General features: G+C 68.7%; 15 protein-coding genes. 10 read left to right on the top strand and 5 right to left on the bottom strand.

Features of this window, described 5'->3' with window-relative positions; all coding sequences use genetic code 11:
• The first annotated feature begins 137 nt into the window (after positions 1-137).
• The 10 genes from AF335_RS25990 (at position 138) to AF335_RS25945 (ending at position 11,801) form a co-directional block, all read left to right on the top strand.
• A complete protein-coding gene (locus tag AF335_RS25990; protein ID WP_102920822.1) occupies positions 138-1,766 on the top strand; it encodes a peptide ABC transporter substrate-binding protein in 1,629 nt (542 codons plus the stop codon).
• Positions 1,767-1,860: 94 nt separating this feature from the next.
• Entirely contained in the window at positions 1,861-2,787 is a 927-nt protein-coding gene (locus AF335_RS25985) for an ABC transporter permease (RefSeq protein WP_102920821.1), read from the top strand.
• Positions 2,780-3,718 (top strand): ABC transporter permease, encoded by a 939-nt coding sequence (locus AF335_RS25980; RefSeq protein WP_102920820.1) that lies wholly within the window; start codon positions 2,780-2,782, stop codon positions 3,716-3,718. The genes AF335_RS25985 and AF335_RS25980 overlap by 8 nt, the downstream gene beginning before the upstream one ends.
• A gap of 11 nt (positions 3,719-3,729) precedes the next feature.
• Positions 3,730-4,788, top strand: coding sequence for an ABC transporter ATP-binding protein (locus AF335_RS25975; protein ID WP_102920819.1), 1,059 nt, complete (start codon positions 3,730-3,732; stop codon positions 4,786-4,788).
• Positions 4,781-5,908 carry an ABC transporter ATP-binding protein gene (locus tag AF335_RS25970; protein WP_102920818.1) on the top strand — a complete coding sequence of 376 codons (1,128 nt, stop codon included), beginning with the start codon at positions 4,781-4,783 and terminating at the stop codon, positions 5,906-5,908. Before AF335_RS25975 ends, AF335_RS25970 begins: the two co-directional genes overlap by 8 nt.
• A 234-nt stretch (positions 5,909-6,142) precedes the next feature.
• Positions 6,143-7,765, top strand: a complete 1,623-nt coding sequence (locus tag AF335_RS25965) for a peptide ABC transporter substrate-binding protein (RefSeq protein WP_102920817.1) — start codon at positions 6,143-6,145, stop codon at positions 7,763-7,765.
• Between the two features lie 70 nt (positions 7,766-7,835).
• The gene (locus AF335_RS25960; RefSeq protein ID WP_102920816.1) at positions 7,836-8,759 is read left to right on the top strand and encodes an ABC transporter permease; all 924 of its coding nucleotides are present in this window, start codon (positions 7,836-7,838) and stop codon (positions 8,757-8,759) included.
• Positions 8,752-9,753, top strand: coding sequence for an ABC transporter permease (locus AF335_RS25955; protein WP_102920815.1), 1,002 nt, complete (start codon positions 8,752-8,754; stop codon positions 9,751-9,753). Before AF335_RS25960 ends, AF335_RS25955 begins: the two co-directional genes overlap by 8 nt.
• Positions 9,754-9,763: 10 nt before the next feature.
• Positions 9,764-10,768, top strand: coding sequence for an ABC transporter ATP-binding protein (locus tag AF335_RS25950; RefSeq protein ID WP_102920814.1), 1,005 nt, complete (start codon positions 9,764-9,766; stop codon positions 10,766-10,768).
• Positions 10,758-11,801 (top strand): ABC transporter ATP-binding protein, encoded by a 1,044-nt coding sequence (locus AF335_RS25945; protein WP_102920813.1) that lies wholly within the window; start codon positions 10,758-10,760, stop codon positions 11,799-11,801. Before AF335_RS25950 ends, AF335_RS25945 begins: the two co-directional genes overlap by 11 nt.
• A gap of 103 nt (positions 11,802-11,904) precedes the next feature.
• On the opposite strand, the gene AF335_RS25940 is transcribed toward AF335_RS25945, so the two are convergent.
• The 5 genes from AF335_RS25940 to AF335_RS25920 form a co-directional block, all read right to left on the bottom strand.
• Positions 11,905-12,948 carry an ABC transporter ATP-binding protein gene (locus AF335_RS25940; RefSeq protein WP_102920812.1) on the bottom strand — a complete coding sequence of 348 codons (1,044 nt, stop codon included), beginning with the start codon at positions 12,946-12,948 and terminating at the stop codon, positions 11,905-11,907.
• A complete protein-coding gene (locus tag AF335_RS25935; protein ID WP_102920811.1) occupies positions 12,945-14,012 on the bottom strand; it encodes an ABC transporter ATP-binding protein in 1,068 nt (355 codons plus the stop codon). Before AF335_RS25935 ends, AF335_RS25940 begins: the two co-directional genes overlap by 4 nt.
• A gap of 20 nt (positions 14,013-14,032) precedes the next feature.
• Positions 14,033-15,010, bottom strand: coding sequence for an ABC transporter permease (locus AF335_RS25930; protein WP_102920810.1), 978 nt, complete (start codon positions 15,008-15,010; stop codon positions 14,033-14,035).
• 79 nt (positions 15,011-15,089) lie between these two features.
• On the bottom strand, positions 15,090-16,904 hold the full coding sequence (locus AF335_RS25925; RefSeq protein WP_102920809.1) for an ABC transporter substrate-binding protein: 1,815 nt from the start codon (positions 16,902-16,904) through the stop codon (positions 15,090-15,092).
• Positions 16,905-16,964: 60 nt separating this feature from the next.
• The gene (locus AF335_RS25920) at positions 16,965-17,942 is read right to left on the bottom strand and encodes an ABC transporter permease (protein ID WP_102920808.1); all 978 of its coding nucleotides are present in this window, start codon (positions 17,940-17,942) and stop codon (positions 16,965-16,967) included.
• Positions 17,943-18,000: the final 58 nt, after the last annotated feature.

Below are 18,000 nucleotides of genomic sequence, written 5' to 3'. Positions count from 1 at the left end.
CAACGGGTCACGCGCTGTGGGGAGCGCCGACTCACGAGCACACTCGAGGTGCCGGTTCCGTCTCCGCTGTCAGGGGTGTCAGCGTGGGGCCGGCGCCTCTCTTGTAGTGATAGTGGACTCCTGAGGAGGGCATACCCATGCGCGGTGCCAAGAGCGCTACCTGGGTCGCAGGTGCGATAGCCGTTGCGTTGACTGCTACGGCCTGTGGTGGCGGTGGAAACGACAGTGATGACAACGCGGCTGTCAATCCCGACGGCACCTACACGTACTACAACGTGGAACCGCAGAACCCGATCATCCCGAGCAACACCAATGAGGTCGGCGGCGGTTACATCGTCAAGAACCTCTTCCGCGGCCTTGTCGACTTCGACGAGAAGTCCAAGCTGCGCCTGGTGGCTGCCGAGAGCATCGACACCACGGACAACCAGACCTTCAAGGTCAAGCTGAAGCCGGGCTGGAAGTTCCACAACGGCGAGGCCCAGACCGCCTCCTCCTTCGTGGACGCCTGGAACTGGGCGGCCAACGCCAAGAACAAGCAGCTGAACGCCTCCTGGTTCGAGCCCATCAAGGGCTACGACGAGGTCCACCCGGCCGAGGGTGACCCGAAGGCCGAGAAGCTGGAGGGCCTGAAGGTCACCAGCGACCTCGAGTTCACCATCGAGCTGAAGAAGCCGGTCTCCACCTTCAAGGAGCAGCTCTTCTACGATGTGTTCTCCCCGCTGCCCAAGGCGTTCTACAAGGACACCAAGGCGTTCGGCGAGCACCCGATCGGCAACGGCCCGTACCAGCAGGACGGCGACTGGCAGCACAAGGTCGAGTTCAAGACCAAGAAGTTCGCCGACTACAAGGGCGACGACAAGCCGAAGAACGGCGGCGTCGTCTTCAAGTTCTACAACAAGGACGACGCGGCCTACAACGACCTCGTCTCCGACAAGCTCGACATCATGTACCAGGTCCCCAACTCCATGGCGGGCCAGTACCAGAACGACCTCGGCAAGCGTGCCATCAGCCAGATGTTCGGTGGCAACACCAACATCTCGTTCCCGCTGTACGAGGCCGAGTGGGCCAAGCCGGAGAAGGTGAAGGTCCGTCAGGGCCTCTCCATGGCGATCGACCGCGAGACCATCGCCAAGACCGCGCTCAAGGGCAGCAAGGACGCGGCCGACGGGTACACCCCGAAGGTCGTCGAGGGCTACCAGGGCGGCGCCTGCGGTGAGTTCTGCAAGTTCGACCCGGCCAAGGCCAAGGAGCTGATCAAGGCCGGCGGCGGGGTCCCCGGCAACAAGATCACCCTCACCTACAACGCCGACGGCGCCAACAAGGAGTGGGCCGACGCGGTCTGCAACGACATCCGCCAGAACGGCGGCGTCGAGTGCGTCACCGACCCGAAGCCGACCTTCCAGCAGGCGCGTGCCGACATCACGGAGCGCCGCATGAAGAGCGCCTTCCGTATGGCCTGGGTGCAGGACTTCCCGAACATCCAGAACTTCATCTCCGCGCAGTACCGGACCAAGGCCGGTGCGAACGACATGGAGTTCAGCGACAAGGCCGTCGACGAGCTGATGGACAAGGCCGACGCCTCGAAGACCATCGAGGAGTCGAACAAGCTCTACGCCGAGGCCGAGAAGAAGATCATCCAGGAGCAGATGCCCTCCATCCCGCTCTTCTTCGACCACACGCTCGCCGGCTACTCCAAGAAGGTGCAGAACGTGAAGTTCGACTCCTTCCGCCAGGCGATCTGGACCGACGTCGAGGTCAAGAAGTAACCGGGACAGGCTTGCAGTGACGTAGGCCCGGCGGCCGCTCTCCCCCACGAGGACCTGGGGGCGGCCTCCGGGCCCGTCGGCGACAGGAGGAACCATGGGGCGCTTTGTCGCGAGGCGACTGCTCCAGATGATCCCGGTGTTCATCGGGACCACTTTGCTTATCTTTCTGATGGTGTATTCGCTGCCGGGCGACCCCATCAAATCGCTCTTCGGCCCCAAGGCGGCCGACCCGGCGACGGTCGCGAGACTGCGCCACGAGTACGGCCTCGACAAGTCCTTGCTCGAGCAGTACTGGAACTACATCTCCGGGCTGTTCCAGGGTGACTTCGGGCAGAGCTTCACCGGCCGGCCCGTCGCCGACCTGATGTCCGAGGCGTTCCCGGTGACCATTCGCCTGGCGCTCCTCGCCTTCGGCTTCGAGGTGATCGTGGGCATCGCCCTCGGCGTCCTGACGGGCATGCGGCGCGGGAAGTTCCTGGACCAGTTCGTCCTGGTGCTCACCCTGCTCGTGATCTCGGTCCCGGTGTTCGTCATCGGCTATGTCACGCAGTTCCTGCTGGGGCTGAAGTGGAAGGTCATCACCCCGACGGTCCAGGACTCCGAGAACCTCGGGCAGCTGATGATCCCGGCCATCGTGCTGGCCGCGCTCTCGCTGGCGTACGTGATCCGGCTGACGCGCACCACCGTGGGGGAGAACCTCCGCGCCGACTACATCCGCACCGCCGTGGCGAAGGGCCTGCCGCGGAAGCGCGTGGTCGGGGTGCACCTGATGCGCAACTCCCTCATTCCTGTCGTCACGTTCCTCGGCACCGACCTCGGTCTGCTCATGGGCGGCGCCATCGTCACCGAGGGCATCTTCAACATCCAGGGTGTGGGCTTCACGCTCTTCAAGGCCATCCAGACCAGCGAAGGCCCCACCGTGGTCGGCATCGTGACCGTGCTGGTGCTCGTCTACCTCCTGACCAGCCTCCTCGTCGACCTGCTGTACGCCGTCCTGGACCCGAGGATCCGCTATGCCTGAGAAGACGCTTCCTCACGAGACCACCACCCCCGAGGCGGTGTCCACGGCCCTCAAGTCCGGCGCCGGCAAGCCGCGCAGCCTCGGCCAGGACGCCTGGCGGGAGCTGCGGGGCAGCTGGCTGTTCTGGGCCTCCGGCGTGCTGCTGATCCTCTTCATCGTGATGGCGGCCTTCCCGTCGCTCTTCACCGACGTGGACCCCCGCCAGGCCGACCTGCGCGGTCACTACCTCGCCCCGCCGAACTGGTCCCACATCTTCGAGGGCGACTGGTTCGGTTACAACGGGCAGGGCCAGAGCGTCTACGCGCGTACCGTCCACGGCGCCCGCGCGTCGATCATCGTCGGTGTCTGTGTGACCCTCGCGGTCACCGTCGTCGGCGGCTTCGTCGGTATGCTCGCCGGCTACTTCGGCGGCTGGGTCGACGCCCTGCTGTCGCGCCTGACCGACATCTTCTTCGGCATCCCGCTGCTGCTCGGCGCGCTGACCCTGCTGCAGGCGTTCACGCACCGCACCGCGTGGACGGTGTCGCTCGGTCTGGCCACCTTCGGCTGGATGCAGATCGCGCGCGTCATGCGCGGTGCGGTCATCACGCAGAAGCAGGCGGACTTCGTGACGGCGGCGCGGGCGCTGGGCGCCGGCACCGGCCGGATCCTCCTCCGGCACATCCTCCCGAACGTCATCGGCCCGGTGATCGTCGTCGCCACCATCGCGCTCGGCGGCTACATCTCCACCGAGGCGACCCTGTCGTACCTCGGCATCGGCCTCCAGGACCCCGTGGTCTCCTGGGGCGTGGACATCTCCGCCGCCCAGTCGCAGCTGCGTGACGCTCCCCACGTCCTGCTGGTCCCGGCCAGCTTCCTGAGCCTCACGGTGCTCGCGTTCATCCTGCTCGGCGACGCGGTGCGCGACGCCCTCGACCCCAAGCTGCGCTGAGGGAGGCGTACGTGACCACCATGGAGAAGACCGCGAACGTCCCCGAACCCCGGGCGACGGACGACGGCGGCACCCCGCTGCTGGAAGTCCGTGACCTGCACGTGGAGTTCCACACCCGGGACGGCGTCGCCAAGGCCGTCAACGGCGTCAACTACTCGGTGAACGCCGGCGAGACCCTCGCCGTGCTCGGCGAGTCCGGCTCCGGCAAGTCCGTGACCGCGCAGGCGATCATGGGCATCCTCGACATGCCGCCCGGGAAGATCCCGCAGGGCGAGATCCTCTTCCGCGGCCAGGACATGCTGAAGATGTCCGCCGAGGAGCGCCGGAAGCTCCGTGGCAGCAAGATCGCCATGATCTTCCAGGACGCGCTGTCCTCGCTGAACCCCGTGCTCAGCGTGGGCTACCAGCTGGGCGAGATGTTCCGCGTCCACCAGGGCCTCTCCAAGAAGGAGGCCCGGGCCAAGGCCGTCGAGCTGATGGACCGGGTGCGCATCCCGGCCGCCAAGGAGCGGGTGAACGACTACCCGCACCAGTTCTCGGGCGGTATGCGCCAGCGCATCATGATCGCGATGGCGCTGGCCCTGGAACCCGACCTGATCATCGCGGACGAGCCGACCACCGCGCTGGACGTGACGGTGCAGGCCCAGGTGATGGACCTGCTGGCGGAGCTCCAGCGCGAGTACAACATGGGCCTCATCCTGATCACCCATGACCTGGGTGTCGTCGCGGACGTCGCCGACAAGATCGCCGTGATGTACGCGGGCCGGATCGTCGAGACCGCCCCGGTGGGCGAGCTGTACAAGCGGCCCGCCCACCCGTACACCCGCGGTCTGCTGGACTCGATCCCGCGCCTGGACCAGAAGGGCCAGGAGCTCTACGCGATCAAGGGTCTGCCGCCCAACCTGCTGAACATCCCGACGGGCTGCGCCTTCAACCCGCGCTGCCCCAAGGCACAGGACATCTGCCGCACCGAAACGCCGGCCCTGGCGCCGGTCACCGAGGCGGACGGTTCGGAGCTCACCGGACGCGGGAGCGCCTGCCACTTCTGGAAGGAGACGATCCATGGCTGAGACCGCCGAGAACCACGAGGTCTCCGACGTGGTCCCGTCGACGGCCGAGACGACCGCCGAGGTCGAGGCCGTGCTCGACGCCCCCGTCGACCGCGGTGAGCCGATCCTCCAGGTCCGCAACCTCGTCAAGCACTTCCCGCTGACGCAGGGGATCCTCTTCAAGAAGCAGATCGGCGCGGTCAAGGCCGTCGACGGCATCTCCTTCGACCTCTACAAGGGCGAGACCCTCGGCATCGTCGGCGAGTCCGGCTGTGGCAAGTCCACGGTCGCCAAGCTGCTGATGACCCTGGAGACGGCGACGTCGGGCGAGGTCTTCTACAAGGGCCAGGACATCACCCGGCTGTCGGGGCGCGCGCTGAAGGCCGTGCGCCGCAACATCCAGATGGTCTTCCAGGACCCGTACACCTCGCTCAACCCCCGGATGACCGTCGGTGACATCATCGGCGAGCCCTTCGACATCCACCCCGAGGTGGCGCCCAAGGGCGACCGGCGCAAGCGCGTCCAGGAGTTGCTGGACGTCGTCGGCCTCAACCCGGAGTACATCAACCGCTACCCGCACCAGTTCTCCGGCGGCCAGCGGCAGCGCATCGGCATCGCCCGCGGCCTGGCGCTCAACCCCGAGGTCATCATCTGCGACGAGCCCGTCTCGGCGCTGGACGTCTCGGTGCAGGCGCAGGTCATCAACCTGATGGGGAAGCTCCAGGACGAGTTCGAGCTCTCCTACGTCTTCATCGCGCACGACCTGTCCATCGTCCGGCATATCTCCGACCGGGTCGGCGTGATGTACCTGGGCAAGATGGCCGAGATCGGCACGGACTCGGAGATCTACGACCACCCGACGCACCCCTACACCCAGGCGCTGCTGTCGGCCGTCCCGGTCCCCGACCCGGCCGCCCGCGAGGGCCGCGACCGCATCATCCTCACCGGTGACGTGCCCTCCCCGGCCAACCCGCCGTCCGGCTGCCGTTTCCGTACGCGCTGCTGGAAGGCGCAGGACAAGTGCGCCGAGGAGGTGCCGCTGCTCGCGGTGCCCGAGGTCTTCGCGGGCAAGAAGACGCTCGCGGCGCACGAGTCGGCGTGCCACTTCGCCGAGGAGCGGGACGTCGTCCACGCGGCATGAGGTGCCGCGCGCGTGCGAACGTACGCGCGTACGAACACGAAGGGGTGTCCGGGCCGTCGGGTCCGGGCGCCTCTTCGGCGTTCCGGGCGCGGCGCCGGTGCTCCCGCACGCTCAGGCATCCGGGCGGTTTCTGTCTCCGACCATGCGCAAACAGCGGCCATAAAGATGCAGAGTGTCACCGAATGGGGTGTTATTTGGGCCTAAGTGGGACTTGGGACCTTGAGGAGGCACCTCATGCGCGGAGCCGTGCGGGCCAGGTGGGCCGCCTGCGTGCTGTCCGGCGCCCTGGCCGCGACCGCGGCGGGCTGCGGCAGCGGCGGCCACGACGAGCCCGGGCTGGTGCGCGCCTCCTGGAGCGACCCGCAGAACCAGCTGGAGCCCGCCAACACCAATGAGGTCCAGGGCGGCAAGGTGCTGTACATGATCTTCCGGGGGCTCAAGCGCTACGACCCCAGGACCGGCGCCGCCGAGAACATGCTCGCCGAGAAGATCGACACCACCGACCAGCAGAACTTCACCATCACCCTGAAGGACGGCTGGACCTTCAGCAACGGCGAGAAGATCACTTCCCGGTCCTTCGTCGACGCCTGGAACTACGCCGCCCTCGCCGACAACAAACAGAAGAACGCCTCCTTCTTCGAATACCTCGACGGCTACGACAAGGTCCACCCCGACAGCGGCGAGCCCACCGCCAGGACCCTCTCCGGCCTCGCCGTCAAGGACGACCGCACCTTCACCGCCCGGCTCCGCACCAAGTTCTCCACCTGGCCCGACACCCTCGGCTACACCGCCTACTCCCCGCTCCCCAGGGCCTTCTTCGACGACCACGCGGCCTGGCTGAAGAAACCCGTCGGCAACGGCCCGTACGGCATCGACTCCTACCACCGGGGCTCGGCGATGCGGCTGCGCCGGTGGGACGGCTACCCCGGCGAGGACAAGGCCCGCAACGACGGCGTGGAGCTGCGCGTCTACACCGACAACAACACCGCGTACACCGACCTCCAGGCCGGCAACCTCGACCTGGTCGACGACATCCCGAGCGCCCAGCTGAAGAACGTCCGCAAGGACCTCGGCGACCGCTACATCAACCAGCCGGCCGGCATCATCCAGACCCTGGCCTTCCCGATGTACGACGAGCGCTGGTCCGCGAGCGGGATGGAGAAGGTCCGCAGGGGCCTGTCCATGGCCATCAACCGCGACCAGATCACCGACCAGATCTACCGGAAGACCCGGACCCCCGCCACGGACTGGACCTCACCGGCCCTCGGTGACCAGGGCGGCTACAAGGGCGGCCTGTGCGGCGGCGCCTGCCGGTACGACGTCGCCGGCGCGAAGAGCCTGATCGAGGAGGGCGGCGGGCTGCCCGGCGGCAGGGTCACCCTCACCTCCAACGTCGACACCGGCTCCCACCGGGTGTGGATGGACGCCGTCTGCAACAGCATCAACAACGCCCTCGGCAAGGACCGGGCCTGCACCGTCAACCCCATCGGCACTTTCGCGGACTTCCGCAACCAGCAGACCGAACAGCGGCTGACCGGCCCCTTCCGCTCCGGCTGGCAGATGGACTATCCGCTGATCCAGAACTTCCTCCAGCCCCTCTACTACACCGACGCCTCCTCCAACTACGGGAAGTTCAGCGACCCGCAGTTCGACAAGCTGGTCGACGAGGCCAACGCCGAGAGCTCGCAGGACAAGGCGAACGCGAAGTTCCAGGAGGCGGAGCGGATCCTCGCCCAGCAGATGCCCGCCATCCCGCTCTGGTACCAGAACGGCAGCGCCGGCTACTCCAGCCGGATCTCCGACGTCACGCTCAACCCCTTCAGCGTCCCGGTCTACGAGCAGATCAAGATCGGCTGACCCGCAGGCGGACCGGGGAGCGGACCCCCGCCGCTTCCCTCCCGAGACCCCCGCGAACCCCGGAGCCCCCATGGGACGGTATGTGATCCGGCGGCTGCTCCAGATGATCCCGGTGTTCATCGGCAGCACCTTCCTGATCTTCTTCATGGTCTACGCCCTGGGCGACCCCGTCGCCGCGCTCTTCGGCGACAAGGCGCCCGACCCCGCGACCGCCGCGCGGATCCGCAAGGACCTCTACCTCGACGAGCCCCTGTGGAAGCAGTACCTGCACTACATGGGGCAGATCCTCACCGGTGACTTCGGCACCGCCTTCAACGGCCAGAAGGTCACCGAGCTGATGGCGAGCGCCTTCCCGGTCACCCTGCGCCTCACGATCGTCGCCCTCCTCTTCGAGATCGTCGTGGGCATCGTCCTCGGCGTCCTCAGCGGGCTGCGGCGCGGGCGCTCGCTGGACACCTCCGTCCTGCTGATCACCCTGATCGTGGTCTCCATCCCGACCTTCGTCAGCGGCTATGTGCTCCAGTTCCTCATCGGCGTGAAATGGGGCGTCGTCACCCCCGCCGTCTCGCCCTACGCGCCCTTCGGCGAGCTGATCCTGCCGGGCGTCGTCCTCGCCCTGACCTCGCTCGCCTACGTCACCCGGCTCACCCGCACCACCATCGCGGAGAACTCCCGCGCCGACTACATCCGCACGGCCGTCGCCAAGGGGCTGCCCCGCCACCGGCTCGTCACCCGGCACCTGCTGCGCAACTCCCTGATCCCCGTCGTCACCTTCATCGGCACCGACGTCGGCGCGCTGATGGGCGGCGCCATCGTCACCGAGCGGATCTTCAACATCCATGGCGTCGGATACCAGCTCTACCAGGGCATCCTGCGGCAGAACTCACCCACCGTCGTCGGCTTCGTGACCATCCTCGTCATCGTCTTCCTGCTGGCGAACCTGCTCGTCGACCTCCTCTACGCCGTGCTCGACCCGAGGATCCGCTATGCCTGAGCCCGAGCCCTACCCGGAACCCCGCGCTGTGGACCCGCAGCCCGCGATGGACGCCATCACGCCCGGCGACGGCGGCGCGATGACCCTGGCCACCGGGGACGCCCGCAGCCTGGGCGAGGGGCCGCTGCCCGGCGGCCCCGGCAGCGCCAAGTCCCGCAGCCTCTGGTCCGACGCCTGGCACGACCTGCGGCGCAACCCGGTCTTCCTGATCTCCGCGCTGGTCATCGTCTTCCTGGTGCTGATCGCGATCCGGCCCGGACTGATCGCGAGCGGGAACCCCCTCCAGTGCGACCTGGCCAAGGCCCAGGAGGGCTCCCAGCCCGGCCACCCCTTCGGCTTCGACACCCAGGGCTGCGACGTCTACACCCGTACGGTGCACGGGGCGCGGGCCTCCATCGCCGTCGGTATCTGCGCGACCGCCGGGGCCACCCTGCTCGGCAGCGTCCTCGGCGGGCTGGCCGGGTTCTTCGGCGGCTGGTGGGACGCGCTGCTCTCGCGGATCGCCGACATCTTCTTCGGCATCCCCATCATCCTCGGCGGACTGGTCTTCCTCTCCGTCGTCACCAGCGGCTCGGTCTGGCCCGTCGTCGGCTTCATCGTGCTGCTCGGCTGGCCGCAGATCTCCCGCATCGCCCGCGGCTCCGTCGTCACCGCCAAGCAGAACGACTACGTCCAGGCCGCGCGGGCGCTCGGCGCGGGCAACCGGCGAATGCTGCTCCGGCACATCGCGCCCAACGCGGTGGCCCCCGTGATCGTCGTGGCCACCATCGCCCTGGGCACCTACATCGCCCTGGAGGCGACGCTGTCCTTCGTGGGCGTGGGCCTCAAACCGCCCACCGTCTCCTGGGGCATCGACATCTCCAACGCCTCCGTCCAGATCCGCAACGCCCCGCACATGCTCCTGTGGCCCGCGGGGGCACTGAGCATCACGGTGCTGGCGTTCATCATGCTCGGCGACGCGGTGCGCGACGCCCTCGACCCCAAGCTGCGCTGAGGAGCGGGCGATGGAGCACCAGAGAGACCAGCCGGTGACCCTGCTGGACGTACGCGACCTCCAGGTGGAGTTCCACACCCGGGACGGCGTCGCCAAGGCCGTCAACGGCGTCAACTACTGCGTCGACCCGGGGGAGACCCTGGCCGTGCTCGGCGAGTCCGGCTCCGGCAAGTCGGTGACCGCGCAGGCGATCATGGGCATCCTCGACTCGCCACCGGGCCGGATCACCGGCGGCGAGGTCCTCTTCCGCGGCGAGGACCTGCTGACCATGGGCGCCGAGACCCGGCGCAGGATCCGCGGCGCCAAGATGTCGATGGTCTTCCAGGACGCGCTGTCCGCGCTCAACCCCGTGATGAGCGTCGGCGCCCAGCTCGCCGAGATGTTCGAGGTCCACGAGGGGATGACCCGCAAGGACTCCCGGGCCAAGGCGGTCCAGCTGATGGACCGGGTGCGCATCCCGGCCGCCAAGGACCGGGTGGGCGACTACCCGCACCAGTTCTCGGGCGGTATGCGCCAGCGCATCATGATCGCGATGGCGCTGGCCCTGGAACCCGACCTCGTCATCGCGGACGAGCCGACCACCGCACTGGATGTGACCGTGCAGGCCCAGGTGATGGACCTGCTGGCCGAGCTCCAGCGCGAGTACAACATGGGCCTCATCCTGATCACCCATGACCTGGGCGTCGTCGCGGACGTCGCCGACAAGATCGCCGTGATGTACGCGGGCCGGATCGTCGAGACCGCCCCCGTCCACGACCTCTACGCCGCGCCCGCGCACCCGTACACCCGCGGCCTCCTCGACTCCATCCCCCGCCTGGACCAGAAGGGCCGGCAGCTCTACGCCATCAAGGGCCTGCCGCCCGATCTGACGGCCATCCCGCCCGGCTGCCCCTTCAGCCCGCGCTGCCCCCGGGCACAGGACATCTGCCGCACCGACCGGCCGCCGCTCTTCGCCGTGTCCCACGGCCGCGCCAGCGCCTGCCACTTCTGGAAGGAAACCCTCGATGAGCGCTGACGGCGAGGCGATTCTGGAGGTGCGGGACCTCGTCAAGCACTACCCGCTGACACGGGGGATCCTCTTCAAGAAGCAGATCGGCGCGGTCCAGGCGGTCGACGGCGTCTCCTTCGACCTGCGGCGCGGCGAGACCCTCGGCATCGTCGGCGAGTCCGGCTGCGGCAAGTCCACGGTCGCCAAGCTGCTCGTCAACCTGGAACGCCCGACCTCCGGGCAGATCCGCTACCGGGGCGAGGACATCACCCGGCTGTCCGGGCGGGCGCTGAAGGCCGTGCGCCGCAACATCCAGATGGTCTTCCAGGACCCGTACACCTCGCTCAACCCCCGGATGACCGTCGGCGACATCATCGGCGAGCCCTACGAGATCCACCCCGAGGTCGCGCCCAGGGGCAGCCGGCGGCAGAAGGTCCGCGAACTCCTCGACGTCGTCGGCCTCAACCCCGAATACATCAACCGCTACCCGCACCAGTTCTCCGGCGGCCAGCGGCAACGCATCGGCATCGCGCGCGGCCTGGCGCTGCGCCCCGAGGTGATCGTCGCGGACGAGCCGGTCTCGGCGCTGGACGTCTCCGTGCAGGCGCAGGTCGTCAACCTCCTGGAGCGGCTCCAGAACGAGTTCGACCTGAGCTACGTCTTCATCGCGCACGACCTCTCCGTCGTACGGCACATCTCGGACCGGGTCGCCGTGATGTACCTCGGCCGGCTCGCCGAGCTGGGCACCGACCGCCAGATCTACGAGCACCCGACGCATCCCTACACCCAGGCCCTGCTCTCGGCGGTCCCCGTCCCGGACCCCGGCGCGCGCGAGCGGCGCGAGCGCATCCTGCTGGCGGGCGACGTCCCCTCCCCGGCCGACCCGCCGTCCGGCTGCCGCTTCCGGACACGCTGCTGGAAGGCGCAGGAGAAGTGCGCGCTGGTGGTCCCGGAGCTGGAGGTACCGGAGTGGTTCAAGGAGGGGGCACGCCCGGCGGCACACCCGTCGGCGTGCCACTTCGCGGAGGAGAGGGCGGTGGTCCCGCCGGAGGAGGAATGAGTTCCGGGCCTCGGCCGCGGTGTCGTCGAGGACCGGGCGGAAATTCAGCCCGTCCGGCGTTTGAGGACACCGCGCGGAGCGCGGAAGGGGGGGCCCGGGGGCGTCAGCCCCCGGTTCCGGGAAGGGGCGGGGCTGGGGAAAGAACCGGCACCGGCTCAGGGAAGTGGCACGCCGACAGATGCCCCGCCCCGCTCCCCTCGGCCCGCACCAGCTCCGGCACGGACGCCGCACAGAGCTCCCGCGCCTTCCAGCACCGCGTCCGGAACCGGCACCCCGACGGCGGCAGGATCGGCGAGGGCACGTCCCCGGCCAGCCGGATCCGCTCCCGCCGCGCCCCCTCCGGCGCCCCCATGAGGTCGGACGCCTCCGGTACCGCCGACAGCAGCGCGTGGGTGTACGGGTGCCGGGGCCGCTCGTAGATGTCCTCCCGTTCGCCCACCTCGACGATCTTCCCCAGGTACATCACCGCCACCCGCTGCGAGAAGTGCCGTACGACGGCCAGGTCGTGGGCGATGAACAGGAAGGCGATGCCGAGGTCCCGCTGGAGCCGCTGGAGCAGGTTGACCACCTGGGCCTGGATGGAGACGTCGAGCGCGGACACCGGCTCGTCCGCCACGACGATCTTCGGGTCGAGGGCCAGCGCGCGGGCCACCCCGACCCGCTGCCGCTGGCCGCCGGAGAACTCGTGCGGGAAGCGGTTGTAGTGCTCGGGGTTGAGGCCCACGATGTCGAGGAGCTCGCGGACCCGGGCCTCCCGGCCGCCCGGCGGTTCGACGCCGTGGATCTCCATCGGCCCCGAGACGATCTTCCCCACGGTCTGCCGGGGGTTGAGCGAGGAGTACGGGTCCTGGAAGATCATCTGGATGTCGCGGCGGACCGGGGCGAGCTCCCGGCGCCGGGCGTGGGTGATGTCCTGCCCCTGATAGGTGATCCGGCCGGCGGTCGGCTCCAGGAGCCGGGTGAGCAGCCGCCCGGTCGTGGACTTGCCGCAGCCGGACTCGCCGACCAGCCCGAAGGTCTCGCCCGCGCGCACGGTCAGGTCGATCCCGTCCACGGCCTGGACCGCTCCGACCCTCCGCTTGACCGGGAAGCCGCCCATGATCGGGAAGTGTTTGGTCAGTCCCTCGGCGACGAGGAGCTCGGTCATCGGGTGCCCCCTCGGCCCGGCCGGGGCGTGAGCCGCGCGGCGAGGGCCGTCCGCCGCTGCTCGGGGGTGAGGTGGCAGGCGGCGCCGCGGCCCGCCGGCAGCTCCGGGCGCTCCGTCCGGCACCGGTCGCCGCCCACCTCGGCGACATAGCCGCAGCGCGGGTGGAAAGGGCAGCCGGGCGGGGGCGCCAGCAGGCTGGGCGGGGTGCCGGGGATGGGCACCAGGGGCTCCCTGACGTCCGAGGTCAGCCGGGGCATGGAGCCCAGCAGGCCCCAGGTGTACGGGTGGCCCGGCGCGCTCAGCACCTCGCGGACCGGGCCGCGCTCGACGGCCCGGCCCGCGTACATCACCAGCAGGTCGTCCACCGTGTGGGCGACGACGCCCAGGTCGTGGGTGACGAGGACGATGGCCGAACCGGTCTGCCGCTGGAGGTCCGCCAGCAGGTCGAGGATCTGGGCCTGGACGGTGACGTCCAGCGCGGTCGTCGGCTCGTCGGCGATCAGCAGTTCGGGGTCGCAGACCAGCGCCATGGCGATCATCGCGCGCTGGCGCATGCCGCCGGAGAACTGGTGCGGGTAGTCGTCCACGCGGCGCGCGGCGTTGGGGATGCCGACCTTGTCCAGCATCTCGACCGCCCGCCGGCGGGCGTCGTGCCGGGAGGCCCCGGTGTGCTTGCGGTAGGGCTCGGCGATCTGCCGGCCCACCGTGTAGTAGGGGGAGAGCGCGGTGAGCGAGTCCTGGAAGATCATCGCCATCTTGTCGCCGCGCAGCTTCTCCAGCGTGGCTTCGGGGGCGCCGGTCAGCCGCTGTCCGTCCAGCGTGATCTCGCCCCTGATCTCGGTGCCGCGCGGCTCGTGCAGGCCGAGGACGGCGAGGTTGGTGACGGACTTGCCCGAGCCCGACTCGCCGACGATGCCGAGGGCCCGTCCGCGTTCCAGGTCGAAGGAGAGCCCGTCGACGGCCTTCACGATGCCGTCCTCGGTGGAGAAGCGCACGTACAGGTCCCGTACGGACAGAAAGGGCGTACGGGGAGGGGCGGTCGTGTCGGGTGGGGTCGCGGTCACGGCAGTGGTTCTCCTGGCGGTCAGGCGAGGCGCACGCGCGGGTCGATGAAGGCGTAGGCGGCGTCGACGACGATGTTGGCGATGACGATCGCCGTGCAGCCGACGAGCATCACGGCCATCAGGGTGGGCAGATCGGTCTCGCTGACCGAGGAGACGGCCAGCCGGCCGAGCCCGTGCAGGCTGAAGGTGAACTCGGTGATGATCGCGCCGCCGAAGAGCGAGCCGAGGTCGATGCCGAAGATGGTGACGATGGGTGCGAGCGCCCCCCTCCAGGCATAGCGGAAGAAGACGGTCCGGCGGCTCAGGCCCTTGGCGCGCGCGGTGCGCACATGGTCCTCGCTCAGCTGCTCGATCATCTGGGAGCGCGTCATCCGGCTGTAGTTGGCGATGAAGATGATGGAGAGCACCAGCCAGGGGATGAGCATCCCCGTGAACCACTTCCCGGGGTTCTCGGTGATCGGGTAGTAGGCGGGGTTGTCCATCCAGTGCAGTCCGCTGACGAGGACGGCCAGGGCGATGACGCCGACGAAGTAGATCTGGAGGGAGTTGCCGATCAGCGACAGGGAGCTGAAGAACTTGTCGACCCAGGTGCCCCGGAAGGCGGCGGCGAGCATCCCGATGCCGACGCCGACGACGAGGAAGACCACGGCGCCGCCGACCGTGATGGACAGCGTGGTCGGGAAGCGGTCGACGATGGTGCCCCAGACCGGCTGCTGGTTGGAGAAGGAGTAGCCGAAGCAGGGGGCCGGGCAGTGGCCGACGCTGAAGTCGCGCCCCACGAAGATGCCGGCCATGTAGTGCCAGTACTGGACGGGCACCGGCTGGTCCAGGCCCAGGTTCTTGTCGATGAGCGCGAGGGCGTCCGGCGTGCAGTTCTTGCCGCAGGACATCAGGGCCGGCTCGGAGGGCAGCGCGAAGAACAGGAAGAAGGTGATCGCGCTGATCAGCACGATGATGACGAGTGCGCCGAGGACGCGGCGGGCGAGGAATCTCAGCATGGCTCCGCGGACTTCCGTCGGGACGGGGCGGCCGGCCGGGGACCGGGGCAGGGGTGTCGGGACCCGGCCGGCGCCGGGGCTACTTCACATACACGCCGGTCGCGTCGACGGTGCCGTAGACGGGCTGGTACCGCACGCCTCCGAGGTTCGAACCCCACAGGGAGAACTGCCGGTTGTAGAAGACCGGCACCGCGGGCATGTCCTCGGTGAGGATCTTGTCGGCGAGCTTCTGCCACTCGGGCCCGGCCTGCTTCACATCCGGGATCTTGTTGATCCGGTCCACCTCGGAGTTGACCGCCGGGTTGTTCAGGTGGCTGTAGTTCTGGCTGCCGTCGGCGATCTGCCGGCCGTCGAACAGCAGCGGGACGACCGTCGAGGAGACGGGCCAGTCCGCGCCCCAGGCGTTGCGGTAGACGTCGAACTGGTTCTTCACCTCGGCGACCGCGGTCCGCCAGATGTTGGCGTCGACCTCCTTCTTCTGCACCTTGAAGCCCGCCCGCTCCAGGGCCTGGGCGATCACCACGGACACCTTCTGCTGGACGTCGGTGTTGGCGTAGGCGTAGACGAGCTCCATGTCCTCCTTGCCGGCCTCCTTCAGCAGCGCTCTGGCCTTCTCGGGGTCGCCGGAGGGCTTGGCCTTCTTCCCCAGCGGGTCGGTGGCCTGGTAGCCGTCCATGGCGGGCGAGAGGTAGTTGGTGGCGAGCAGCCCGGCGGTCGTGCCGCCGTTCTGCTGGAGGATCTGCCCGTTCGGCATGGCGTAGGCGATGGCCTTGCGGACCCGTACGTCCTTCACCCGGTCGACGTTGATGCTCATGTAGTCGACGTACGGCTGGACCTCGACGAAGCGGCGGGACTTGGTGTCCGCCTGCTTCAGCACCCTCTCGGTCATCTCCGGCGCGACGGCGTTGGAGAACGACAGGGCGTTCTTGTCGCTTCCCTGGTCGGCGAGGTAGCGGCGGGTGGAGTCCGCGTACTGGTGGCCGAAGCTGATCTCGAACCTGTCGGCGTACTGATGGCGGATGGGGTCCGTCTTCGGGTCCCAGTGCTCGTTGCGCACCAGCGTCAGCGATTTGCCGACCTTGTAGTCGCCGACCTTGTACGGGCCGGAGGCGAAGGGGGCGTTGTCGTACTTCTGCTTGGTGTCCTTGGCCGCCTTGACCGCGCCGATGTTGGGCATGGCGGTGGCGAAGGGGGTATCGGCGTGCGGCTGAAGGAAGTGGAAGACGATCGTCTTGTCGTCCGGGGTGTCCAGTACGGACGACGGCAGGTGCTTGCCCTCGTACGGGCCGTCCGGCAGCGCCTTGCGGAAGGCGCTGCCCTCGCCCGAGAGCCACTGCGGGATGTAGAGCGGCCCGTCGGACTCGAAGGAGGCGTAGAGCCGCTCGATCCCCCACCGGACGTCCTGGGCGGTGATCGGCGAGCCGTCCTCGAACTTCAGCCCGTCCTTGAGGGTGAACTTCCAGGTGCGGCCGCCGTCGGAGGCGGTGCCGGTGTCCGTGGCCAGGTCGCCGACGACCTTCACCCGGCCCTGGTCGTCCACCTTGTAGGAGGTGAGCGAGCGGTTGTAGAGCATCTGCGCGGCGAGGACGTCGGCGAAGTAGATCTGGCCGGGGTCCAGGTGGTTGAAGGCGTCGCGCTGGAGGACGCCGACGGTGCCGCCCTTCTTCGCGCCCGGGACCTCGGGCGCGGGGCCGGCGGAGTCCTCCTTGGTGCCCAGGGAGTAGTTGGAGGACTTCGTCTTGTCCTCGCCCGGCCCCTCGCTCTTGCCACCACCCCCGCCGCCGCCCCCGCCGCCACTGCTGCACGCGGAGAGGACCAGGGCCCCGGCCGCGCCCCAGCAGGCCAGTGCCACGGTCGCGGAGCGCCGCCGTCTGTGCCTCAGTGCCGTCGTCATGGGTCGATGCACCTGCCTGTCGTCGGTGTCCGGTTCTGCTCTGTCGGCCGTGCGCCGTTCTCAGCGGGTGGTCCGGGGGTCGAAGGCGTCCCGGACGGAGTCCCCGAGCAGGTTGAAGGCGACCACGAAAATGATCATCGCGAGGCCGGGGAAGAAGATGTAGGTGATGTCGCTCTCGTAGTAATGGGCGCCGTTGGCGAACATCCGCCCCCAGTCGGGGGTGGGCTCCAGGATGCCGACGCCGATGAAGGACAGGCCCGCCTCGATGGTCACGACCGACGGCAGCATCAGCGTCGACTGCACCAGGATCGGCGTCCAGAGGTTGGGCAGCAGCTCCTTGCGGATGATCCGCCAGGGTGACGCCCCGGTGACCTTCGCGGCCTCGACGAACTCCCGCTCCCGCAGGCTCAGCACCTGGCCGCGCAGCAGCCGGGCCATCCCCATCCAGCCCAGCACCCAGAGCACCAGGATCAGGGTGAGCACCCGCAGCGAGGTCGGGGTCTCCTTCCCCGGGCTGACGAAGAGCGAATAGACCACCGGTGTGAAGGCGATGAACGACAGCTGGGAGGGGAAGGCCAGCAGCAGGTCGATGAACCTGCCGAGCAGATAATCGGTGCGGCCGCCGATGTAGCCGGCCGTCACGCCGACCAGGACGCCGGTCAGTACGCACAGGACGGTCGCGGCGGTCGCGATGAGCAGGGAGGTACGGATTCCGTAGACCAGCTGGGTCAGGACGTCCCGGCCCAGGGTGGGCTCGACGCCGAACCAGAAACGCCCGGAAATCCCGCCGTTCGGCGCCACCGGGTAACCGAACTCATTGAGCAGACCCGTCTCGTCCAGCCCGTAGGTCTCGGTCGGATTCTTCCCGTAGACCTTCGACAGAAGCGGTGCCGTCACGGCGACGAGAAAGAAGAACGCCACGATGTATGCGGAAACTACCCCGGAACGGTCACGTTTGAAGCGCCGCCACATCAGCTGTCCGGGTGAACGGCCTGCCAGCTCTGTTTGCGTCACAGCTAACCGGGAAGTACTCGTCATCGCGTAAATCCCCCGCACTGTCGTCTTGTCGACCGCTCGCGGACGCCGGTCACGCGAT

The sequence above is a fragment of the Streptomyces eurocidicus genome, from assembly GCF_002891295.1.
In the GTDB taxonomy this organism is placed as follows: Bacteria; Actinomycetota; Actinomycetes; order Streptomycetales; family Streptomycetaceae; genus Streptomyces; species Streptomyces eurocidicus.
Note: the sequence above shows the minus strand (reverse complement) of the source record. Positions and strands in the feature narration are given on the sequence as shown.